The 22283-nt window shown below is 55.5% G+C and carries 19 protein-coding genes and 1 pseudogene; 4 read left to right on the top strand and 16 right to left on the bottom strand.

What is annotated here, in order from left to right; translation table 11 throughout:
- The 5 genes from H3221_RS25195 to H3221_RS25175 form a co-directional block, all read right to left on the bottom strand.
- Nucleotides 1-1172 (bottom strand): OprD family porin (locus H3221_RS25195; RefSeq protein WP_224490802.1); only part of this gene is annotated, 1172 nt, incomplete at its 3' end.
- Between the two features lie 216 nt (nt 1173-1388).
- A complete protein-coding gene (locus H3221_RS25190; RefSeq protein ID WP_017679356.1) occupies nt 1389-2288 on the bottom strand; it encodes a LysR family transcriptional regulator in 900 nt (299 codons plus the stop codon).
- A gap of 214 nt (nt 2289-2502) precedes the next feature.
- Complete coding sequence (locus tag H3221_RS25185) at nt 2503-3762, bottom strand: OprD family porin (protein ID WP_192985786.1); 1260 nt, start codon at nt 3760-3762, stop codon at nt 2503-2505.
- A gap of 129 nt (nt 3763-3891) precedes the next feature.
- Nucleotides 3892-5295, bottom strand: a complete 1404-nt coding sequence (locus H3221_RS25180) for a heavy metal sensor histidine kinase (protein WP_196477118.1) — start codon at nt 5293-5295, stop codon at nt 3892-3894.
- The gene (locus tag H3221_RS25175) at nt 5292-5966 is read right to left on the bottom strand and encodes a heavy metal response regulator transcription factor (protein ID WP_017675714.1); all 675 of its coding nucleotides are present in this window, start codon (nt 5964-5966) and stop codon (nt 5292-5294) included. The genes H3221_RS25180 and H3221_RS25175 overlap by 4 nt, the downstream gene beginning before the upstream one ends.
- Before the next feature lie 571 nt (nt 5967-6537).
- On the opposite strand from H3221_RS25175, the gene H3221_RS25170 reads away from it, so the two are divergent.
- From H3221_RS25170 to H3221_RS25155, 4 genes are all read left to right on the top strand, one after another.
- Nucleotides 6538-7806, top strand: a complete 1269-nt coding sequence (locus tag H3221_RS25170) for a TolC family protein (RefSeq protein WP_045733423.1) — start codon at nt 6538-6540, stop codon at nt 7804-7806.
- A 153-nt stretch (nt 7807-7959) separates the two neighbouring features.
- Nucleotides 7960-9549, top strand: a complete 1590-nt coding sequence (locus tag H3221_RS25165) for an efflux RND transporter periplasmic adaptor subunit (RefSeq protein WP_045733422.1) — start codon at nt 7960-7962, stop codon at nt 9547-9549.
- Between the two features lie 14 nt (nt 9550-9563).
- Nucleotides 9564-9905: a P-II family nitrogen regulator gene (locus H3221_RS25160; protein WP_045733421.1), complete on the top strand. Its 342-nt coding sequence runs from the start codon at nt 9564-9566 to the stop codon at nt 9903-9905.
- Between the two features lie 11 nt (nt 9906-9916).
- Nucleotides 9917-13039: an efflux RND transporter permease subunit gene (locus H3221_RS25155; protein WP_196477119.1), complete on the top strand. Its 3123-nt coding sequence runs from the start codon at nt 9917-9919 to the stop codon at nt 13037-13039.
- A 107-nt stretch (nt 13040-13146) separates the two neighbouring features.
- Here the strand turns inward: H3221_RS25155 and H3221_RS25150 are convergent, their stop codons facing one another.
- The 11 genes and pseudogenes from H3221_RS25150 to H3221_RS25100 form a co-directional block, all read right to left on the bottom strand.
- Nucleotides 13147-14115, bottom strand: coding sequence for an arsenic resistance protein (locus H3221_RS25150; protein ID WP_059392065.1), 969 nt, complete (start codon nt 14113-14115; stop codon nt 13147-13149).
- 462 nt (nt 14116-14577) lie between these two features.
- Entirely contained in the window at nt 14578-14856 is a 279-nt protein-coding gene (locus H3221_RS25145; RefSeq protein WP_224490798.1) for a hypothetical protein, read from the bottom strand.
- 147 nt (nt 14857-15003) lie between these two features.
- Nucleotides 15004-16329, bottom strand: a complete 1326-nt coding sequence (locus tag H3221_RS25140) for an OprD family porin (RefSeq protein ID WP_026088463.1) — start codon at nt 16327-16329, stop codon at nt 15004-15006.
- Between the two features lie 212 nt (nt 16330-16541).
- Nucleotides 16542-16742 (bottom strand): hypothetical protein, encoded by a 201-nt coding sequence (locus H3221_RS25135; protein ID WP_139204310.1) that lies wholly within the window; start codon nt 16740-16742, stop codon nt 16542-16544.
- A gap of 192 nt (nt 16743-16934) precedes the next feature.
- A complete protein-coding gene (locus tag H3221_RS25130; RefSeq protein WP_017675705.1) occupies nt 16935-17411 on the bottom strand; it encodes a hypothetical protein in 477 nt (158 codons plus the stop codon).
- A gap of 26 nt (nt 17412-17437) precedes the next feature.
- Nucleotides 17438-17782 carry a DUF3703 domain-containing protein gene (locus H3221_RS25125; protein WP_017675704.1) on the bottom strand — a complete coding sequence of 115 codons (345 nt, stop codon included), beginning with the start codon at nt 17780-17782 and terminating at the stop codon, nt 17438-17440.
- 16 nt (nt 17783-17798) lie between these two features.
- Nucleotides 17799-18059, bottom strand: a pseudogene (locus tag H3221_RS25120) (heavy metal translocating P-type ATPase); the annotation flags it as partial.
- Between the two features lie 128 nt (nt 18060-18187).
- Nucleotides 18188-19150, bottom strand: coding sequence for an SdiA-regulated domain-containing protein (locus H3221_RS25115; RefSeq protein WP_034023915.1), 963 nt, complete (start codon nt 19148-19150; stop codon nt 18188-18190).
- A gap of 45 nt (nt 19151-19195) precedes the next feature.
- A complete protein-coding gene (locus H3221_RS25110) occupies nt 19196-19555 on the bottom strand; it encodes a TraR/DksA family transcriptional regulator (RefSeq protein ID WP_046935726.1) in 360 nt (119 codons plus the stop codon).
- A complete protein-coding gene (locus H3221_RS25105) occupies nt 19555-20406 on the bottom strand; it encodes a universal stress protein (RefSeq protein ID WP_034023913.1) in 852 nt (283 codons plus the stop codon). The genes H3221_RS25110 and H3221_RS25105 overlap by 1 nt, the downstream gene beginning before the upstream one ends.
- 14 nt (nt 20407-20420) lie before the next feature.
- Nucleotides 20421-21908, bottom strand: a complete 1488-nt coding sequence (locus tag H3221_RS25100; protein ID WP_034023912.1) for a SulP family inorganic anion transporter — start codon at nt 21906-21908, stop codon at nt 20421-20423.
- Nucleotides 21909-22283 lie beyond the last annotated feature (375 nt).

The following is a 22283-nucleotide window of genomic DNA, read 5'->3' as shown; positions in this document are numbered from 1 at the left end:
TCCTGAAAGACATAGGCGATGTCAGTATTGCGCTCCCACTCCTTACCATCGGCACCGCCTGCGCCTAGATCAATATTGTCGCCGGTCAGGTAACGGGTCATGAACGTCAAGCCAGGGATGCCAACGCTGGCAAAGTTGAAGTCATAGCGGGCCTGCCATGAGGTTTCGTCTTTGTTGGCGAAGTCACCGATTTGCACATAGTTGACCAGGAACGGATCGGTGCCGTTGATGTAGGCGTAGCCGGTGTCTCCGCTCATGCTCTGGTAACCAACACCGAGTGCGTGACCGCTAAATGCATAGGTGAACATCGCCCCGAATGCCTTGTTGTCGACGTTGCTGTTGCCCTCGTCGGTGGAGCGAGCGTAGCGCAGATCAGTTTTCAGCGATTGCTTGTCACCTAGCGGCAAGGTGTGCAGGACCGTGAAAATATGCTGCTTGTAGAAACCGTCTAGATTGCCGTAGTTGTAGCCGGTGGCTAGGTTGCTGTTCCACTTGTAGGTTGCTCCGGCGAAGTTGAATTCATCGCTATTCTGGGTTCCGCCGCCGCTGATAGCGCGGGCTGCGCCGCTGGTAATGCTGAGGTCTTCGCTATCGGATGAGTCGCGCTGGCTTACTTGTTTGAGCTGGCCGGCATCGAAGGTCAGGCCGGCAATCTCCAGCGAATTCAGGTGCCCGCCTTGAAAGGTCTGTGGCAGCAGGCGCGAATCGTTTGCTTGGACGGTTGGCAGTCGAGGTTGCAGCGTGCCCAGTTTCAGCACGCTGTTTGAAGCGCGCAGCTTCGCGGTTAAGCCCATCTCACCATATTCATCCTGCGCTGCACGAGGTGCTTCTTTGTTGCGTTTTAGAAGGCCCGTGCCTGAACGATCAGCGCTGGAGTCCAGCTTGAGACCCAGCATGCCGATGGCGTCGATACCCACGCCGACTGTCCCTTCAGTGAAGCCGGATTCGTAGCGCAGCAGGAAGCCCTGGGCCCATTCCTCCTGCTTTGACTGGCTAGCTGAGTCTTGGCGGAAATCACGATTGAAATAGAAGTTGCGCGCTTCCAGACCAGCTTTGCTATCTGCCAAAAAATCAGCTGCCGCTGGTTGACTGAGACCGAGTCCTCCAGCGCTCAGCAGGAGCCCGCACGTGACTCGGTTAAGCCATTGAGAGTTGGGGGTAGCAATGAGCATGTAATTATCCTCGTCGAAAACATGTGTGGTAGACGTGGGGCAGGCTCGGGTAGGCGTATTACACTTGCACATACTTTCGATGACATTTTTATTTCAATGATCGAGAGGGCGAATGAAAGCCTTACAGGGCGAGGGTTTCAATGCAGGAGTGGAAACTTTTGTTTGTTTCAGCGAGATGACTATTTGGTGAATTAGCTGCTTGTGGACTACTCAGGGCTACTGAGTGAACCAGTTGTGGCGATCTTCAAAGGCTTTGTAGATGAGCGATACCAGTGTCTGCACTTCTGATTGCTCTGCTGCCAGCGGGGACGTTGAAATCCAGACCACCCGTTCCAAGGCAGTCTCGAATAACTCGTCAAGGGGCAGCAGGTTACGGTCTACATGGGAGATGTAGCCAGGTAGCAGGCCAATGCAGGAGGAGTTACGCAGCAAGTCAACGACCCACTCTTGTGAATGCACTTGAATGACCGCGCTTTGGCGCTGACGGATCAGCTGATTCCATGGTTCGAAACTGTCAACCGTTGTGTTTCCCGCGAGCTGAACCAGCATGAAATCCTTGAGGTCGGCTACAGAACTCGGTAGGCGTTTACCCGCATAACGTTTGGCCATATGGGCACGATAGGGAATTCGTGCAAGCATCAATGGTGTTGTCATTGCAAAGCTTGGAGTCGGTCTTGGCGTGCCGGGATCGGTGATCCAAATCATGACCTCTGCCAGCCTCTCGGGCTCGCCCTCCTGTGGGATGATTTCTAGTCTCACGGCCGCGTCATTACGCAGCCAGGAGATCAAATCACGGGCCAGCAGGTCGGTGAGCAGTGCCGTCGGCACCGCAAGACGTACCAGAGCTCGCTGGACACTGACGTCCTCTGGATGCAGGTCACCGAATTTCTGGATCAGTAGTTGTTGTAATTCACGTCCTGTTGCGCTCAGGCTGAGCTCGCGTCCTTTATAAAGGAATAGCGGGGTACCTACAGTTGCCTCCAGCTTCCTGAGTTTTTTGCGCATCGGCACGATATGTAAGTTTAGGCTGCGTGCAGCCTGCCTAAAGCAGGCGCAGCGCGCGCTGGTCAAGAAAATCTGTGCTAGTTGGTGGTCGATGGTGAGAGGGTCGAACATGGGGGGCGATCAAAGCTCGTGCCAAGCAAAATGCATGTACTTTGAGCTTAACGAGACGAACCTAACGCCAGGATCGCAGCAGGATTACTTATTTGTAATCTGATGGAGGGAGGAGCTTTATGTTTGGAATTGAACTTCCGGCAGTATCACTTTATCAGCGCGGGCGGTTCTAAGCGCGGCACTCGACTACTAGTTCCGCGCTGAGGTTTGATGATTACAACAGCGGAAGTGTGTAGCTGACGATCAGGCGGTTCTCGTCAACATCGTTGCCGAAATTGGTTGAACGTAGTGTGGCGTTGCGCCATTTCACACCCAGGTTTTTCAGCGCACCGTCCTGGAAGACATATGCGATGTCAGTATTGCGCTCCCATTCCTTACCATCGGCGCTGCCTGCGCCTAGATCAATATTGTCACCAGTCAGGTAACGGGTCATGAACGTCAAGCCAGGGATGCCAACGCTGGCAAAGTTGAAGTCATAGCGGGCCTGCCATGAGGTTTCGTCTTTGTTGGCGAAGTCGCCGATCTGCACATAGTTGACCAGGAACGGATCGGTGCCGTTGATGTAGGCGTAGCCGGTGTCTCCGCTCATGCTCTGGTAGCCAACACCGAGGGCGTGGCCACCAAAGGCGTAGGTAAACATTGCTCCGAATGCCTTGTTGTCGACGTTGCTGTTGCCTTCATCGGTGGAGCGGGCGTAGCGAAGATCAGTTTTTAGCGACTGCTTGTCACCTAGCGGCAAGGTATGCAGGACAGTGAAAATATGCTGTTTGTAGAACTCGTCCAGGTTGCCGTAGTTGTAGCCAGTGGTCAGGTTGCTGTTCCATTTGTAGGTCGCCCCGGCAAAGCTGAACTCATCGCTCGTCTGGGTTCCACCGCCACTGATAGCGCGGGCAGAGCCGCTGGTAATGCTGAGGTCTTCGCTATCGGAGGAGTCGCGCTGGCTTACTTGCTTGAGCTGGCCTGCATCAAAGGTAAGCCCGTCAATCTCCAGCGAGTTGAGATGTCCGCCCTGAAAGGTCTGTGGCTGTAGGCGCGAGTCGTTCGCTTGGACGGTTGGCAGCTTGGGTTGCAGCGTGCCTAATTTCAGCACGCTGTTCGAAGCACGTAGCTTCGCGGTTAAACCCATCTCGCCATATTCATCCTGCGCGGCACGAGGTGCTTCTTTATCGCGCTTGAGCAGGCCCGAGCCTGAGCGATCGGCGCTGGAGTCCAGCTTGAGGCCAAGCATGCCGATGGCGTCGATGCCCACGCCGACTGTCCCTTCGGTGAACCCGGATTCGTAGCGCAGCAGGAAGCCCTGGGCCCATTCCTCCTGCTTTGATTGGCTGGCTGAGTCTTGGCGGAAGTCGCGATTGAAATAGAAGTTACGCGCTTCCAGACCGGCTTTGCTGTCTGCAAAAAATTCAGCGGAGGCTGGCTGGCTAAGACTGAGTACCCCAGTACTCACCGCGACTGCCAAGAGGGTCTTCTTCATTGTTGTTTCTCCATGCTCAGGGGGTTGGCATATCGGGGAGCCGTCGCTGTATGCCGTGCTCTCCGAATAGGGGCGGGTTCCTCTGCAGCCAATCTTCGGCTGGTCGTTATGCCTGTACGCCTGCAGGGTCTAGGTCGAGGAACCATTGCGGACTTTGGGGAAGATCAAACGGAACACGGTGAAGCTGCCTGGCAGGCTGCTGACCTCGACCGTGCCCTGATGCAGGCTCATGATCGAGCGAACAATTGCCAGGCCAAGCCCTGTTCCACCTTCGGCACGAGAGCGGCTGGTATCGACACGGTAGAAGCGTTCGAACAAATGAGGGATGTGTTGTGCGGGAATGCCAATCCCGGGGTTTTCCACCGAGAACGATACGGTTTCGCTGTGCTTTTCGATCAGCAACGAAATGTTTGCGCCGATGGGGCTATGTCGAATCGCATTGGACAACAGGTTTGAAATCGCGCGCTGCACCATCAGCCGATCACCGAAGGTTAGGCCTGCTCCGACAATGCTCAGGCTGATCTGCTTCTCTTCCGCGGAGATGCTGAACAGATCCACAACGCGTCTTGCCTCATCTTCTAGGGCAATCTTCTCGAAGGGAACCAGGGACGCCGGGTGGCTGACTTGAGCGAGAAACAGCATGTCGGAAACAATCCGGGTGACGCGCTCAAGCTCTTCTGTACAGCACTCCAGTACGGCTTTGTATTCCTCTGGCGGACGCTCTCTGGAGAGAGTTACCTGGGCTTTGCCCATCAGGTTGGTGATGGGCGAACGCAACTCATGGGCCAAGTCATCAGAGAATTGCGATAGCTGCTGAACGCCGCCATCAAGTCGATGCAGCATGAAGTTGATGCCGTGGGCCAGCGCGCTGAGTTCTTGTGGAAGCTTATCCACGGAAATTCGGTGGGTCAGATCCTGTGTGGAGATCAGCGATGCAACCTGGCGAAATTGCCGGAGCGGAGAAAGGCCTCGCTGCACGATCCACCATGCGCCCATGCCAATCAGCGCGAGCAGAAGAGGGAGTGCGATCAGTGTTGACTTGAGGTAGGCACTGAGCAGTGCTTCGTCGGCAGATCGATCAATTGAGAGTAAGACCCTGACGCGGTCGCCGTCGTTGAGCAGCATCACCTTGGATGCGGTCAGGAAGTTGTTTCCCTCAGTATCCGACCAGCTTTGGTAACTAGGGGTATCGCCTGCTGGTATGTTGGCAAGAATGGGCTCCCTGGATTTCTCACCCAGATTCAGGAGTAATTTGGTGCCTGACTTTTTCCCGTAGATCGTCAGGTGCAGGTTGTCATGCCCCATGACCAGATCCAGCAACTCGTGAGGTTGCTGGGCAATTGCATGTGCACTCATGTCTTCGGCGAGATTGTGCTGAATCTGCTCCAGTTTGCCGTCAAGACTCTGCTTGGCCAACGAGTCCAGCTCATGGGTAAGCGCGAAGTAGGCGAGTGCCGCTAGCAGAACAACCAGTGCCGCCCCCATCACGCTGACCGACAGGCCAAGGCGCATGGATAGACTGGCCGGCTTCATGCCCGTTCCTCAAGCACGTACCCAACACCCCTGAGGGTGTGGATCAGTTTGTTATCGAACGGATCATCAATTTTGGCGCGTAGCCTGCGGATGGAGACTTCGACGACGTTTGTGTCGCAGTCAAAATTCATATCCCAGACCAGCGAAATGATCTGGGTGCGCGATAGCACTTCCCCAGAGCGGCGCATCAGTAGGTGCAGCAACGCAAACTCTTTAGTGGTCAGGTCGATGCGCTGCTCACCACGGAACGCGCGGTGCCTCGCCGGATCAAGCTCAAGGTCGGCTACCCGCAGCACTTCCGGTACTGGAATTTGCTCGCTTCGCCGTAGCAATGTACGAATTCGCGCAAGTAATTCAGGGAACTCGAACGGTTTGACTAAATAATCATCTGCCCCCAAATCCAGGCCTTTAATTTTATCCACTAAGCGCCCGCGTGCAGTCAGCATTATCACGCGTGTACTGCTGTTACTGCGTATATGCTCAAGCACGCCCCAGCCATCAATTTCAGGCAGGTTTACATCAAGCACTACCAAGTCGTAAGCGTGTTGCCTAACAAGGTGGAGACCGTCCACGCCAGTGGCTGCCTTATCAACTACATAGCCACTTTCGCTTAAACCTTGGTGTAAGTATTCGGCAGTCTTGGGCTCGTCCTCGACAATAAGGATTCGCATAAAAATTCACCTTAAAATGTGCAGCCAGTATTTTTTAGATATTCTTTTGTTGTGGCTGCGGAGTGGTTTTAATTCTTTCATCGGCGGTCACGGATATGACCTACGGCTTTTCAGGTTGCTCCAAGGCTAAAGCCTGAAGCGGCTTTAGGGTCAAGCTGTAATGCCTATTTCGCATGGCTCCAAGGTGTTAAGCGACAACGTGTCGCAGTACTTGCCCTTATCCAAAACCCCCAACTTTTGACTGGCAGGGCTGCCCGGGGCGCTACACGCGAGGCAACCGCTATTTAACTGTGTTTGTTTCTAGTTGTTGCTGGGCGCTAAATCGCCTGCTCTCTTGAGCGCTGCCAATACTAATACAGGCCTACTTGGAAAGGTGCTGGATAACGTATTTGTAATTTTCCAGTCACCTTGCTGATAGGCGTGGAGCACTACATTCTGCCGGGAATTGGCTTTCTACTTATTTTCCCAAGTAATGATCCTCGATATCCCTCGGGATTAATAAATATAAAGGCCTTCATTATATTCCAGCAGAGTTAGTTCTGCGGAGGACTTTTAAGTGCATGTAAAAACAATGGCCGGACATGGAGTTGGAGTAGGTAAGTTCTGTGTGTTATCAGGGCTACTGGCTGCATTGTTAATTGCTCCAGTTCCAACAACTGCTGCCGAATCAACAAGGCAGTCAATAACGATTGATGAGGCGTTGGCGCAAGCGCTCACTGAGAACCAGGAGTTCGCTGCAGCACAATGGAATACAGGTATTGCCGAAGGTGCTCGTACTCAAGCTGGGCTGATCCCGAATCCTGAGTTGTCCTGGAGCGTTGAGGACACGCGCAGTGAGTCGCGCGTTACCAGCATTCAGGTATCTCAGCCAATTGAGCTGGGCGGCAAGCGTAGCGCGCGTATTGATGTGTCTGAGCGTGATCAGGACGCGGTGGCGATTGATCTGGAGCGTAAGAAAAACATCTTGCGCGCTGAGGTCATCCAGGCCTTTTACTCAGCCCTGCGTGCCCAGGAAGGACTGCAGCTTTCCACTCAGTCGTTAGACCTTGCCCGTCGCGGACTTCAGGTGGTCGAAGGGCGCGTAAAGGCCGGCAAGGCTTCGCCAATCGAAATTTCGCGTGCTCAGGTGCAGCTTTCGGAAATTCAACTGGAGCTGAATCGCGCACGCCTCAATCAAAGCAATGCCTACAAGCAACTGGCGCTCATAACGGGTGCCGAGACACCGAACTTCGCGCATGTCGAGGGTGATCTTGAGCGCCTGCCGTACCTGCCGTCGCAGGCTGAGATGCTTGCACGCATAACAGATACAGCGGACCTACGGCTGGCCAGCACGCACATCCAGCGTGCCGAGTCTTCCTTGGAACTCGAAAAGTCGCAGCGCATTCCAGACCTCACCGTCAGTGTTGGCAGCCAATACGACGAAGGGCTTGGCGAGCGCGTCAATTTGCTCGGCTTGTCGATGCCTATTCCGTTGTTCAACCGTAACCAAGGCAATGTGCTGGCCGCTGCTCAAGGAGCTGACCAAGCGCGGGATTTGCGCAATGCCGCAGAACTCCGCCTGCGCGCGGAAGCCCAGCAGGCATTTGAGCAGTGGGAAAGCGCTAGAAGTGAAGTCGACTCGATCAGCGGCACACTGCTGCCGACCGCGCAGCAAGCAGTAGAGGGCGCAGTACGTGGATTCGAGATGGGCAAGTTTGCCTTTATCGATGTACTCGATGCTCAGCGCACCCTCGTAAGCATGCGCTCCCAGTACCTGAATACCCTGGATGAAGCTATCTCGGCCTGGGTGAGCTTGGAGAAGATTTACGGCTCCCAACTCAACATCGAATTCAAAAAATAAGCATCTCTGCGCACCTACATAACGCCTTAGACGGTCGCGTCATGCGACATGAAGCCTCGCCTGCTTTCCTGGCGGCTGCATGTTTATTGAGCGCGTTTAGTCGCCGCCTGGGCATGAATCAAATTCAATACTTTTGATAATTTGGAGTTACCAATGGCATCAACAACTCCCAGAAAGCAGTGGCTGATGATTGTGGCTGTTGTCGTCATCGGTTTAGCCGTGGCGGGCCTGATTCTAAGTGGTAGCCCTGGTAAGTCCGGGGAGGAAGGCCATGGCCATGATGAGAGTCATGAGGATGTATCGGCTCACGCAGATCCCGAGCACCACGGGGAGGCTTCGGCCGACGAGCATGAAGAGGCCGATGAGCATGCAGATAAAGAGCACCATGAAACTGTAGAACCCACCAAGGGCGAGCATGGCGGCAAGCTTTTCACCGAGGGTGATTATGCGCTTGAAGTGACGATTTTTGAGGAGGGCGTAGAGCCTCAGTTCAGGCTCTATACCTACCTGGACGGCAAGCTTCTAAATCCTGCTGAAAGCACGGTGCAAGTGACCTTGTTGCGTCTTGGCCAACCTGCGCAAATCATCAATTTCAGCAAAGAGAATAACTACCTACGTGGCGATGCCGCGGTTGTAGAGCCGCATTCATTCCAGGTTTCCATCAGCGCCACGCACAGTGGCAAGAGCTATTCGTTCGGTTACGAGCAGGTTGAGGGCCGCGTGACCATGACGGATGCGCAGCTTGAGCAGGGTGGCGTCACGCTCGCCACTGCTGGTCCCGCGAAAATCGCCTCCACGCTGCAAGTGCTCGGCGAGGTTCGTTACAACGGTGACCGCACGGTTCAGGTGACCCCGCAACTTGCCGGGCGCGTCGACTCGGTGGCGGTTAGTGCTGGCGATACGGTCAGCAAGGGTCAGGTATTGGCCAAAATCTCCAGCCAGGCGCTGGCCGAACTGCGTGGCGAGCTACTGGCCGCCCAGCAACGCTCTGCGCTTGCCCGCACGACCTATGCACGTGAAAAGCAATTGTGGGAAGAGAAGATTTCCGCCGAGCAGGACTTCCTGCAGGCGCAAGTTGCCATGCAGGAAGCTGCTATCGCAGTGCAGCGCGTCCAGCAACAAATCGCTTCGCTGGGCGGTGCACCGGCCAAAGGCCAGAATCTCACCGAATTCGAGATTCGTGCCCCTATCGATGGCGTGATAACCAGCAAAAGCATCTCTGTTGGTGAAGTACTCAAAGAGGATTCCGCAGTCTTTACCGTCTCGGATTTGTCGACCGTATGGGTGGACTCAACCGTCGCGGCGAAAGACTTGGGCGTAATCGCCGAAGGGCAAAACGTTGTCGTGAGCTCCAGCGCATTCGCCGCCACGGCTAAGGGCTCCATTTCCTATGTCAGCGCTCTGGTTGGGGCGCAAACCCGCTCAGCGACTGCTCGCATCGTGCTAGCTAACCCAGATCGGCTATGGCGGCCTGGTTTGCCAGTGACGGTCGAGGTGATTGCCGAGGAGAACAACGTTCCCGTTGCAGTAGCGGTCGAAGCGATCCAGACCGTTCGCGATTGGCAGGTAGTGTTCGGCCGCTTCGATAACCAGCTAGAAGCTCGGCCTCTTGAGCTGGGCAAATCCGACGGCCGCTTCGTCGAGGTTATCTCGGGTCTGAAGGCGGGCGATCGATACGCGCTGAAGAACAGCTTCCTGATCAAAGCTGAGCTTGGCAAAGCCGGCGCGAGCCATGACCACTAATTCGGAGTCGAGCTATGAAACAAGTTACAGCTATTTTTCGCCCGATCCGGCTTGAGGCCGTCGAGCAAGCTTTGCATGCACTGCCACACCTGCCTGGATTTACCATCCTGCCCGCCCATGGTCATCCACGTGGCCACGGCAAGGATCACAGCTACATCGCCGACGAGTGGAACCCCGACGCCCATCAGCATCTCGTGCTGCTGGCGTTCTGTTCAGAAGAAGTTGCCGATGAGATCGTCCATGCCATCGAGAAGGCCGCCCACACAGGTGTACCCGGTGATGGAATCGTCGCCGTGGCCCCTTTGACCGACGCATTGCGCATCCGTACTGGAGAGCGCGGTGATGCTGCGCTTTAGGGGAAATTGACATGTACGAACGATTAATTCGCTTCGCCATCGACCAGCGCTGGCTAGTCTTGCTGGCTGTGCTCGGCATGGCAGCGTTGGGTGTTTACAGCTACCAGAAGTTGCCGATTGATGCGGTTCCCGACATCACCAACGTGCAGGTGCAGATCAATACCGAGGCAAAGGGCTACTCGCCACTGGAAACCGAGCAACGCGTGACCTTTCCGATTGAATCGGTAATGGCTGGGCTGCCCAACTTACAGGAAACGCGTTCAATCTCACGTTACGGGTTGTCGCAGGTCACCGTCATTTTCGAAGACGGCACAGACATCTACTTCGCTCGTCAGTTGGTGAATGAGCGGATACAGGAAGCGCGTGGAAATCTACCCAGTGATCTGTCGCCGAGCATGGGGCCAATCGCTTCTGGTCTGGGCGAGATCTACATGTGGACCATCGAGGCGCAAGACGGTGCGAAGAAGCCGGATGGCAGCACCTATACACCGATGGATCTGCGTGAGATTCAGGACTGGATCGTCAAGCCGCAACTGCGAACCGTCAAAGGTGTTACCGAGATCAACACCATTGGCGGTTATGCCAAGGAGTTCCAGGTTTCACCCAAGCCGGAGCGCCTGGTCGCACATGGCCTCAGCCTGCAGGACATTGTGGTTGCGTTGGAGAGCAATAATGCCAACGTTGGTGCGGGCTACATCGAACGCAGCGGCGAGCAGTACCTGATCCGCGCTCCGGGACAAGTCGGCAATATCGCTGACATCGCCAACATCATCATCAAGAACACCGATGGTGTTCCTGTGCGCATCGGTGATGTGGCCGAGGTTGGCCTGGGTAAGGAGCTGCGCACCGGTGCCGCTACTGAGAACGGCCAGGAGGTGGTGCTCGGCACTGCCTTTATGTTGATTGGTGAGAACAGCCGCTATGTATCGCAGGCTGTCGACCAGCGCATAAAGGAGATCAATCGCAACCTGCCGAAAGGAGTCATAGCGAAGATGGTCTATGACCGCACTGTATTGGTCGATAAGGCCATCAATACGGTGAAGAAGAATCTGATCGAAGGCGCTCTGCTGGTTATCGCTATCCTGTTCCTGTTCCTGGGTAACATTCGGGCGGCCCTCATCACCGCAATGGTGATTCCGCTGTCGATGCTGTTCACCTTTACGGGCATGGTCAGCAACAAGGTCAGCGCGAACCTGATGAGCCTTGGCGCACTCGATTTCGGCATCATCATCGATGGTGCCGTGGTGATCGTAGAGAACTGCGTGCGTCGTTTGGCTCACGCCCAGGCCGCAGCAGGCCGAACGTTGACCCGTAATGAGCGCTTCCATGAGGTGTTCGCGGCGTCGAAGGAGGCGCGTCGTCCACTGCTGTTCGGCCAACTGATCATTATGGTGGTGTACCTGCCGATATTTGCGCTGACCGGCGTGGAAGGCAAGATGTTCCACCCAATGGCGTTCACCGTGGTGACAGCCCTGTTCGGAGCCATGATCCTCTCGGTGACATTCGTCCCGGCAGCTGTTGCACTGTTCCTCAATGGCAACGTCAGTGAAAAAGAAAATCGGCTAATGGCCTGGGTCAAGCAAGGCTACGCGCCGTTGCTAGATTGGGTCATGGTCAGCAAGCCGTTAGTGCTGACCATTGCGACAGTCATCATGGTGCTTTCTGGTTTAGCTGCTTCGCGGATGGGCAGTGAGTTCGTGCCGAGCCTGGATGAGGGCGATATCGCTTTGCATGCCCTGCGTATTCCTGGCACTAGCCTTTCGCAAGCAATTGAAATGCAGGTGCAACTCGAACAACGAATCAAATCCTTTGCCGAGGTTGATACGGTGTTCGCCAAGCTTGGAACCGCTGAAGTCGCAACCGATCCAATGCCGCCGAACGTGGCGGACAACTTTGTCATGCTAAAGCCGCGCGACCAGTGGCCCGATCCTGATCGCAGCAAAGCCGATTTGGTTGCGGCGATGCAGGAGGCGGTTGAACAGGTTTCCGGCAACAACTATGAGTTCACTCAGCCCATTCAGATGCGCTTCAACGAGCTGATCTCCGGCGTACGCAGTGACGTCGCAGTGAAAGTGTTTGGCGATGACATGGATGTGATGAACGAGACCGCCGAGCAAATCGCTGAGGTGCTGGAGGGTATTCCAGGAGCAGCTGATGTGAAGGTCGAACAGACCACCGGTCTGCCGATGCTCAGCGTACAAATCGACCGTGAGAAAGCCGCACGATTCGGTTTGAATGTCTCGGAGATTCAGGACGCCATTTCCACCGCCATCGGCGGGCGCGAGGCGGGTGCACTGTTTGAAGGTGACCGGCGTTTCGATATCCAAGTTCGCCTGGCGGACGAGTGGCGCAATGATGTCGACAAGATCCAGCAGCTGCCTATTCGTCTGGCCAATGGCGATGGGCTGGATGGCCCAGGGTTTGTGCGCCTGGCTGATGTGGCGAGCGTGGTGTCCGCACCGGGGCCGAACCAGATCAGCCGTGAAAGTGGCAAGCGTCGCGTGGTGGTCACCGCCAACGTTCGCGGCCGCGATATTGGCTCTTTTGTCGCCGAGGCCGAGAGCAAGATCGCCCTGGCGGTTAGCGTCCCTACAGGCTACTGGACGACCTGGGGCGGCACCTTCGAGCAGCTTCAGTCGGCAGCCAAGCGCCTGCAGATTGTCGTACCGGTCTCGTTGCTGCTGGTGTTCACGCTGCTCTTCATGATGTTCGGCAATGTCAAAGATGGCCTGCTGGTATTCACCGGCGTGCCCTTCGCGCTGACCGGCGGGATCATGGCCTTGTGGCTGCGTGATATTCCGCTCTCGATCTCTGCGGGGGTGGGTTTCATTGCGTTGTCGGGTGTCGCGGTACTCAACGGCCTGGTGATGATTTCCTTTATTCGCAGTTTGCGTGAGAACGGCATGGGGCTGGACGAGGCTATTCGTGAAGGCGCGTTGACTCGTTTGCGGCCGGTGCTGATGACTGCTTTGGTTGCGTCTCTGGGCTTTATTCCAATGGCCACTGCCATCGGTACAGGCGCAGAAGTTCAGCGCCCTCTGGCGACGGTGGTGATTGGCGGAATCCTGTCTTCAACCGTGCTGACGCTGCTGGTTTTGCCATTGCTCTACCGCTTGGCCCATCGTCTGCGCTAAGTTCACAGCGCTATTCGTGTGCAACTGAAAAGCCCCGCTCTTGAGCGGGGCTTTTTGCTTACCGTAAATACCGCTCAATGTGGGCGGTGACTGTGCCTGTGACGTCCTCAGCGGCTTTTTTTACGCCAAATAAGAATCGGAACTGCCCGGATGTAGACAAGCTCACCCACCAACTCAACCAGCGTCTGGGTGATGACCGCTGCGGCTGCAAGCCCCCGTATTTCTTCAGGCAATGCCAGGGCCAGCGGAAGAACCACCAACGAGTTACGTGTGGAGGTACTGAAAGTAACCGCTCTCGCCGTCGAGGCGGGCAGTTTATAAGCTCTTGAAGCCAGTGCGCCCACTACGGGGGCCAAAAGCATGAAACCGATGTACACCGGGATCACCGGTAAAAGCTGGTCGATATCACGAACCACCGGCGAGATTTGCGACCCAACCACCGCAATGAGAACTGCCGCCATCGCAGGGACTGGCATCCATGCCCATACGGTGTTCCAGCGACCTACGAACCGTGAGCGCTTAGCCAAGGCTGCTGTAGCAACCGCGAGCAATAAAGGCACGACAATCAGTGCGAGAAAGGCTTCAGCGAAAGGCGCTATCGAGATAACGACTCGGGATTGCTCCCCTAGCATGAAAGCCAAGTACACAGGCAACAGCACAAGCTGCAACAGCAAGAGGATGGGGGTTGCTGCAAGAATCGCACGCGAGTCGCCTTTGCCAATGTGAGTAAAGACCACCACGTAGTCGATACACGGGGTGAGCAAAACTAGAAGAGCGCCTATTAGGATTGCCGGGTGTTCTGCGAGCCCTCTGGTGAGTGCCCATACCAGCAGTGGAATCAGTACGAAATTGGCGATAAGCAAGGCTGACATGAAGCGTTTGTTGCTAAGACTTTTGCGGAGATCAAGAAAGGGAATTTGCAGAAACATCGCGTACATCAGCACGGCGATAGTCGGGGTCACTAATGCGTTCAGGCTCTGCGCCGCTGCAGTAGCTATTAACCCACCGATTGCCGCTGCAATGACCGCGACGAAATAGATCGGTATCTGGTTTTGTTCAAGTGCATCCCTACTCATAGCATCCTCAAGGATGAAAAACGTCAGCTTACATGAGGAAGCGAAAAGCGTGGCGATCCTCTTGGATGGCTTGAATCATGAAAGATTGAGATGGGCACGGCGTCTGGCTATTGAGTGGGTATCTGCTGACGGTGCAAGGGCGCGGTATTCAAATGACACCGTGTTCTAGCATCGGGGTGATAGCCGAGTGCCTTTGCAGATATCAGGCAGATCAATCTAAAGGCCTTCACCGGTATCATTTTGCCCTTCTTGCTACACGCTGACAGCGATGGCTTGTTGCAGATATGAATGACTTGCGGAAGAGAAGAGTTAGTTGTCTAGCTTGGAGGTTTAAACTCCCAGTGAATCTTTCTTATTATTAAAGATTAAATAAAAAAAGCGCCCCGAAGGGCGCTTAGGGTACACCTCTTTCCAAAGGAGCTCGGGAGCTTCTAGAGGTGAACATCGTTCGGAAGTGAGCGGTTAGTCAGCGTTGGTTTCTTTTTTAAGATCGGTATTGGTCCGATCTTGGTTGCTGGTCTTAACCTTTAGTTCGTCCGCCGGTTTGGCAGCAGGCTCAGTTCCGTGAATTCGTTTTTGATCTGCTCGAAATTTTGCCTGAGCTTTCATTGAGCGATCATAGCCATCTTCTGCATAAGACTGTGTGGAGCCGACAAGAAGTACTGATCCAATAACTAGGGCTTTCAACATCTTCATAAGGCAGGCCTCGTAAAATTCAATTATTAGCTTGTCGAGGTTCATGGACAAGTTCTGCAAGTTCGAGTGAATTTTACGGAGGTGAAGCTAACAGCAGCGTGAGCCCAACATTACATTCTTGAAATCTAATAACTGCCTATCTTGTTATGCATGAGCGGGCAGTGCTTTTAGAGCCCGCCCGCCCATCCATTTTTAGAGCACGCTCAGTGGGTACTCGACGATCAGACGAACCTCGTCCAGATCCGACTCGTAATCCGTTGCGCGGGTAGTCATCTGGCGAACACGGAAGGACATCTCTTTCAGTGAGCCCGTTTGGACGACGTACTTGGCTTCGATGTTGCGTTCCCAGCGCTTCTGGTCAGTCAGCGGGTTGCCATCGGCATCACGACGCATATACACACTGTTGGCGTCGGAATAGTCCGCATCTGTACCCAGCGCATAGCGCGTCATGAAGGTCAGTCCAGGAACGCCATAGCTGGCCATATCTAGGTCGTAGCGCAGCATCCAGGACTTCTCTTTCGGCGAGTTGAAGTCGCTGTACTGAATAGAGTTGTCGAGGAAGATGGAATCAGACTGGCGCAGGTAGTCGAAATCATCGTCGCCGTTGTTGCGCTGGTGCGACAGGGCAACGCTGTGTGCACCGAACTGCACACCCACTTTGCCGCTGTAAATGTCGTTATCGAACTCACCCAACAGCTGCTGGCCGTCATCAACAGCTTTGTAGTAGTTCAAGCCACCGAACAAGGAAACACTGTCGGTCAGCGGGTAGGTGAAGGACGTACCGGCATAGTGCTGCTTCCAAGCATCCTTGAGTTGGCTGCTATAGAGACTAAAGCTCAGGTTGTCATTTAGCGAATAGTCACCGCCGAAATAGGCAACCCATGGAGACGCGACAGAGCCCGCATAGAAGGTTGCGAACTCATCACGCATGGTGCTGACCTGCGGCTGGCTCATGGCATGCAGGCGGCCACCCTGAAGGGTCAAACCATCAAAGCTTGTGTTCTCAACCGTAACGCCGCGAAAGCTTTCCGGTAGCAGGCGGGAGTCACCGTAGTGAACCACCGGCGTCATGGGGAACACATCACCCACTTTGACAACGGTGTCGAATAGCCGGGCTTTTACTGCACCACCCACTTTGGAGTAGTTATCTTCGGCTTCACCATCACTATTTACCGGCAGCAGATTAACAGTACCACCTGGGCCATATCGACCATCCCCGGTATCCAGTTTAAGGCCGAGCATGGCGAAGGCATCAATACCAAAGCCTACGGTGCCTTGGGTAAAGCCCGACTCGAACTGGCCAATGATCCCGTGTGCCCAAGCTTCAGTATAACCATTGTCAGTGTTGCTCGACTGACCTTTACGAAAGTCACGATTCATGTAGAAGTTACGGTTGAGAATATTGAAACTGCTACCTTCTACAAAACCTTCGGCTTGCTCTTCTGCGGCCGCCATGAGCGGAGCTGCACTGACAATCGCCGAAAATACTGCAAGGGATAGTTTGGTTTTATTAAGCATTTATTGCTCCTTTATAATTGGCAGTTATTAGTCTAGTTTTCGCCATGGCGTTCTTATAGGTATTGCACCCTCAAGCGCTCTGCGCCTTTGGGGAGCTGAGCCCTATCCTTGCAAGCTGAAGATAACTTGAAGATGATTGGAAAATTACAATTCTGTAATCTTCACAAGGCGGCAATGAAAGTTGTCTTAAAGCGACATTTGAATTCAGATTTTCAATAGAATCCGACGGGTAGGTCGAGAGAGCTCCAGCCTTGATCAGGCCGAATGTTCATGACTGCCAGCTCATAGGACGGTGCACTCAGATAGATCGATAGCGCCGGGCTGATGTGACAAGCCGGCTGGGGGTGACGCCGGTTGATCTTGTTTGGATGCTCGTAAGCGTCCACCCGAATCACCTTGCGTGATTCGGGCATGCTGCTCACTCCCGCCGTGTAAGCCAGCATTTCGCTGACGAGCTGGAGCTGGCAGGCGCACTGCGTATATTCCAGCTCATGGCAGTAATGGTGCATGAAACTGTGACCGCATGGGTGTGAATAGCCATGGGCTCAGCGCTTACCAGACGAAGAGTTGGTTGATGCGACCAAGAACCTAGCAAGGTGCGATTACTACAGCGGCTGAGAGTTTCCGTAGTTAAAGCCATTTGCCGCCAAGGTTGCCCAGCGGCGCTGACGGTGGGCGTAGAACAGGCGCGCAAATAGCCAGACGAACGGAGTGAGGACGCCCGCCTTGATGGTCACGCTATCTCGGTAAAGCGTTCCGCCGTTGACCTCTTGTGCCGTAATGAGGTGATCCCACTTGCTGATCAGCGGGCTGTAGCCGTTGTCTCTTAGCATGAAAATCTGAGCATTTTCCGTCTGCGGGTATGTAATCACAATCGCCTGACGGCCAATGGGAAGTACGCCGAATAACTTCAGCTTGACCCAGTAAGTGCCCTCGCTCCAGGTGCCAGGAAACTCAACGGGAGTCAGCGGGCTGAAACTCAGCAACGGTGATGCAACCTGATGCAGCAGACGTGGCGTGCGCACCTGGGCGATCACCTCTGCCAGTGAGCATGGCAGCTGGGTAGAGATATCAATTTGCATGGGCGCAATCACCGACCGGATTGAGTTTACTTGTCATCGGCAAGCAAGGTCTGTGGTTCTTCGGGAACCGGCATGGGCTTGAAAGCACTGACCCTGGAGCGGCCTGTATTGCCGATAGGCACCCAGATTTTGGAGAACAGCAGGGCCGCGAAAATACGTGGTAGTTGCCCCGCGACCTCGCGGTAATCGCCGGTCTGCCAGCCGAGCACAAGCATCAGCCAGTGTGACCCAGCATGCAGCACGGGTTGGCGTTGGGTCAGGATGTGCGCGCGCTCTAACCATTGAAAGGCATCTGCGCTGCGCTGTTCCTGCATGGCCTGCCGGGCCTGCTGAAAGGCTTGTTCAATTGCGAGTTGCAATGCTGCTTTCATCTTCAATCCTCCGATCCTACTTTTTAAGCAGGCGCAGGCCGTTGAACACCACCAGCAGGCTGACGCCCATGTCGGCAAAGACGGCCATCCACATCGTCGCCTGCCCCGTTAGGGTAATGGCGAGAAACAGGGTCTTGATCCCTAACGCCAGCACGATGTTCTGCTTGAGGATGACGGCGGTCTGTTGAGACAGGCGGATGAAGGCCGGGATCTTGCGCAGGTCGTCATCCATCAAGGCCACATCCGCAGTTTCGATGGCCGTGTCCGTGCCGGCGGCGGCTCCCGTAGCTCAAGCTCCTGTACCTGTTCAGCCAGTAGTTCAAGGGGAGCCCGCAGAATTCGGAAAAAATCGTACGCTAACAGTTCAAGCGTACCGACCACGCCCGACTGTAGCTTGTTGGCCGGTTAATCTGTCTCGCGGCTAAAGCGATAGAACAGGTTCGGCTCGCTGACCACGTACAAATACCCTTCATCGTCGATGGTTACGCCTTCGGCCTGGGGTATGCCTTTCAGCAAACCAGCAAAACCTCTCGCCAGGGAGCGGAAACTCACCACCTTGCCCTCGTCGGTCATTTCAATCAGCAGTTTCGACTCGTCGCTGAGCAGAATCAGATGGCCGCTCTGTTGATCGAAGACGACCGAAGATAAGTCAGTCGCAAACACCTTGTCTTTTACCAGGCTGGACAGGTCGCGGACGTGCAGGGAAAAGCCTCCTGCCAGGCTGGTACGAAGGCCGCTCACTTCCAGCAATTGGCGAGGGTCACGCTCCTTGGTCACAAACAAGCGGTCGCCTTTCAGATCGTAGGCGAGCCCTTCAAGCCCTTTATTGTCCTCCTTGCCAAGCGCCAGGGTGAGAGCTGGATACTGGTCTCGGCTCAATGGTCGATCAGGAGAAAGTTTACCGTCTTCGGCGATGGGGACATCCACGACAACCAGGCTCTGCCGGCGCTCTTCGGCGATTACCAGCTGGCCGTTGCCGGCATAGGACACCGCCTCCACATCGTGGAAACCGTCCAGGCTATAGCGCCTTTCCACATCACCGTCACGACTAAGGGCCAATAGTTCGTTTGGGCCGTTGGTGACCGCCCACAGCAGGTTTAGGTCAGGGTCGAAGGTCAGACCCGAAAGATTGTTGTCCACCCCGGAAACCGCCTTAGCGTCCAGCTCAACCCGATAGCTAGGCAGCCACACAGAGCGCTCCTGCCAATCGTCAGTGTGCCAATTGGTCTTGATCCAGAAGTACAAACGATCATCCAGGTGATGGGTGCGGACTTGGAATACGGTAAGCAACACAAGGCACAGCAGTGCCCACATCCAAGCGCTTGCTTTCCGTGTTCGGCCCAGCCAGTTTTTAGCCATCAAATACATTAGAAGCCTCGTTAATTGGGGCTGACGCCACGAGCCGTGATGGTTTCAACCCGACTCTGTGCGACTCGCACAGGTGATGCACAGCAGCGTGGCCGGATCAAATTCCAGGCGGCCCGAGGCGATCAACTCGCCGCATTGGTTACACCAGCCATACTCACCCTCGCGCCAACGCTTGAGGGCCAGTTGGAGGCGGACGCGTTCATGCTGCGCCCGACTGCGAATGGCATCGTTCATTGCTTGCTGCTGGAGTGCATCCATTCTCGACAGACGCCCTACCTTGCTTTGATCCAACTCTACCGATTGCGAGCGAGACTCAGCGTCTTCCAGCAATCGATCCAGCTCGGCAGCCCGCTGTTCCAGCAGGGTCTTGAAATGGGCAAGATCGAGGGCGTCGTCCATGGCCATTAGCGCAGCAGTAACAGCGGACTGGTGGTGGTGCGGAGCATGCTGGTCGTGGTGCTACCGACCAGGAACTGCCGGATACGGGAATGACCATAGGCCCCCATCACCAGCAGATCAATGCCATGCTCTTTCTGATAGGCGTGCAGGGTTGGCTCTATCTCTCCGCTCCGAGTCTCGGCACGAACAGTGAAGCCGGCGTTGATCAGCACTTTCTGCGCCCAGTCCAGCTGAGCGGACGCTTCATCGCTCACGGGCCCAACCATGACCAGGTGGACCGGCAGCCCCTTCAGCAGCGGGCTGGCTGCCAGCATCTCCACACCCTTGCGGGTGGTAGCGCCGCCATCGAATGCCAGCATCGCGCTCTTGGGCTTTTGGAAGCTGGCTGGGGTGACAAGGATTGGCCGGTGCATGATACGGATCACGCTCTCCAGCTGGCTTCCGACATGCTGACTCAGACCGCCACTAGACTCGCCCTGGCGACCGATGACCAGCAGGCGCGTTTCGGTTTGCAGCTCTTGCAGGCTTTCCAGCAGATCGCCATGACGCTGCTTGGACTCCGGCGCGGTCACACCATCCGTCATGGCCCGCTCTTTCGCGGCCGCTAACATGATCCGCCCCTGCTCCAGGGCCAACTTACCGCGCTGTTCATCCAGGGAAGCAAGCTCATCGAGCAGATGCTCGCGGCTGCCAAGGCCGATATTGCCACTCAGGTCTGCCGCAACCGGGTACTGGCGCTGATCCAGCACATGCAGGAAGGTCAGCGGGGCTTCCAGGCTCAGACTGGCCCAGGCCGCGTAGTCGCATACGGCTGGAGCCGAGGAGGAACCGTCTATACAGGCAATTACTTGGGTCATCGTTGTTCTCCTTCTTAGTGGCCCATGAGTTGATCAATGGCGTCGGGTTTATCGTGAACACCGAAGCGATCCACAATAGTGGCGCTCGCTTCGTTGAGTCCCAGCACTTCAACTTCGGTGCCTTCGCGGCGGAACTTGATAACCACCTTGTCCAGGGCAGCTACGGCGGTGATATCCCAGAAGTGGGCGCGATTCAGGTCGATGGTTACCTTGTTCAGGGCTTCCTTGAAGTCAAAGGCAGCGACGAACTTGTCAGCCGAGCTGAAGAACACCTGGCCGGTGACGTTATAGCTACGATGCTCGCCGGCTTCGTCCAGCGAAGAGCTGATCGCCATGTAATGGCCAACCTTGTTGGCGAAGAACATCGCGGCCAGCAGCACGCCGGCCAACACGCCGAAGGCAAGGTTGTGGGTGGCCACCACGACCACAACGGTGACGACCATGACAATGTTGGTCGACAGCGGGTGCTTCTTCAGGTTGCGCAGCGAATCCCAACTGAAAGTGCCGATGGACACCATGATCATCACTGCCACCAGCGCAGCCATCGGGATCTGCTTTAGCCAATCGCCAAGGAATACCACCATCAGCAGCAGGAATACGCCTGCGGCAAGGGACGACAAGCGAGAACGACCGCCAGATTTCACGTTGATGATCGACTGACCAATCATCGCGCAGCCGGCCATACCGCCGATCAGACCCGAAGCAATGTTGGCCACGCCCTGGCCCTTGCACTCGCGGTTCTTGTCACTGGGGGTGTCGGTCAGGTCGTCGACAATGGTTGCGGTCATCATCGACTCCAGCAGACCGACCACGGCCAGCGCTGCCGAGTAAGGGAAGATGATGGCCAACGTCTCGAACGTCAGCGGTACGTCAGGCCAGAGAAAGATTGGCAGCGTATCCGGCAGTTGACCCATATCACCGACCGTGCGGATATCCAGCCCAACCGACATGGCAACGGCGGTCAGCACGATGATGCACACCAGCGGCGATGGGATGAGCTTGCCGATCTTGGGGATATAGGGGAACAGATAGATGATGCCGAGGCCTGCGGCTGTCATGGCGTAGACGTGCCAGGTGACATTGGTCAGCTCGGGCAGTTGAGCCATAAAGATCAGAATCGCTAGGGCATTGACGAAGCCGGTCACCACCGAGCGCGAGACGAAGCGCATCAGTGAGCCGAGCTTCAGGTAGCCAGCAGCGATCTGTAACACGCCACATAGCAGCGTGGCGGCCAGCAGATATTCAAGACCGTGGTTCTTGACCAGGGTCACCATCAGCAGTGCCATGGCTCCGGTTGCGGCCGAGATCATGCCGGGGCGGCCACCGACAAAGGCGATCACTACGGCGATACAGAAAGAGGCGTACAGGCCGACCTTGGGGTCGACACCCGCGATGATCGAGAAGGCGATGGCTTCAGGGATGAGGGCCAGGGCGACCACAAGACCGGCGAGGATGTCGCCACGGATGTTGGATAACCAGGTTTGCTTTAACGAGTGGAGCATCAGAATTCCCAAGGCAATGGATCGCGCAGCACAGCATGGCGCAAGCCATGTGCAGCTGGTCGATACGAGGTCAAATTGTCGGATGTAGGGGGGCTGTGGCGGGTGTTAAAACCGAAAGCACAGCAGAGCGCGACCGCTGGCGGAGCAAGCAGTCACAGATGATGCGGGGGGCGAAGCGCTATGGCGGCGTAGGCAGCCAGATCATATTTTGCAGGGTGAGCATGAGGTCTTATCGAGTGTCTTTGGTAACTCAATGGCCGCGACATTCTACAGGAAGAGGGCAATTTCTGCGAGTCATCACCGACTAGGGTGTCCTGTTTGGATGTCAGCCTGAGCTATACCCTAACTGGATGTCAGGCAGGGCCGCGCCGCTTA

This window comes from Pseudomonas chaetocerotis, from assembly GCF_015712105.2.
Taxonomy (GTDB): domain Bacteria; phylum Pseudomonadota; class Gammaproteobacteria; order Pseudomonadales; family Pseudomonadaceae; genus Aquipseudomonas; species Aquipseudomonas chaetocerotis.
Note: the sequence above shows the minus strand (reverse complement) of the source record. Positions and strands in the feature narration are given on the sequence as shown.

Coding starts and splice junctions, on each gene's coding strand:
- H3221_RS25185 (WP_192985786.1), bottom strand. CDS start 3,762: ATGAAGAAGACCCTCTTGGCAGTCGCGGTGAGTACTGGGGTACTCAGT.
- H3221_RS25110 (WP_046935726.1), bottom strand. CDS start 19,555: ATGGCCATGGACGACGCCCTCGATCTTGCCCATTTCAAGACCCTGCTG.
- H3221_RS25170 (WP_045733423.1), top strand. CDS start 6,538: ATGGCCGGACATGGAGTTGGAGTAGGTAAGTTCTGTGTGTTATCAGGG.
- H3221_RS25150 (WP_059392065.1), bottom strand. CDS start 14,115: ATGAGTAGGGATGCACTTGAACAAAACCAGATACCGATCTATTTCGTC.
- H3221_RS25175 (WP_017675714.1), bottom strand. CDS start 5,966: ATGCGAATCCTTATTGTCGAGGACGAGCCCAAGACTGCCGAATACTTA.
- H3221_RS25160 (WP_045733421.1), top strand. CDS start 9,564: ATGAAACAAGTTACAGCTATTTTTCGCCCGATCCGGCTTGAGGCCGTC.
- H3221_RS25125 (WP_017675704.1), bottom strand. CDS start 17,782: ATGAAAGCAGCATTGCAACTCGCAATTGAACAAGCCTTTCAGCAGGCC.
- H3221_RS25135 (WP_139204310.1), bottom strand. CDS start 16,742: ATGCCCGAATCACGCAAGGTGATTCGGGTGGACGCTTACGAGCATCCA.
- H3221_RS25145 (WP_224490798.1), bottom strand. CDS start 14,856: ATGAACCTCGACAAGCTAATAATTGAATTTTACGAGGCCTGCCTTATG.
- H3221_RS25105 (WP_034023913.1), bottom strand. CDS start 20,406: ATGACCCAAGTAATTGCCTGTATAGACGGTTCCTCCTCGGCTCCAGCC.
- H3221_RS25115 (WP_034023915.1), bottom strand. CDS start 19,150: ATGTATTTGATGGCTAAAAACTGGCTGGGCCGAACACGGAAAGCAAGC.
- H3221_RS25180 (WP_196477118.1), bottom strand. CDS start 5,295: ATGAAGCCGGCCAGTCTATCCATGCGCCTTGGCCTGTCGGTCAGCGTG.
- H3221_RS25130 (WP_017675705.1), bottom strand. CDS start 17,411: ATGCAAATTGATATCTCTACCCAGCTGCCATGCTCACTGGCAGAGGTG.
- H3221_RS25100 (WP_034023912.1), bottom strand. CDS start 21,908: ATGCTCCACTCGTTAAAGCAAACCTGGTTATCCAACATCCGTGGCGAC.
- H3221_RS25190 (WP_017679356.1), bottom strand. CDS start 2,288: ATGTTCGACCCTCTCACCATCGACCACCAACTAGCACAGATTTTCTTG.
- H3221_RS25140 (WP_026088463.1), bottom strand. CDS start 16,329: ATGCTTAATAAAACCAAACTATCCCTTGCAGTATTTTCGGCGATTGTC.
- H3221_RS25155 (WP_196477119.1), top strand. CDS start 9,917: ATGTACGAACGATTAATTCGCTTCGCCATCGACCAGCGCTGGCTAGTC.
- H3221_RS25165 (WP_045733422.1), top strand. CDS start 7,960: ATGGCATCAACAACTCCCAGAAAGCAGTGGCTGATGATTGTGGCTGTT.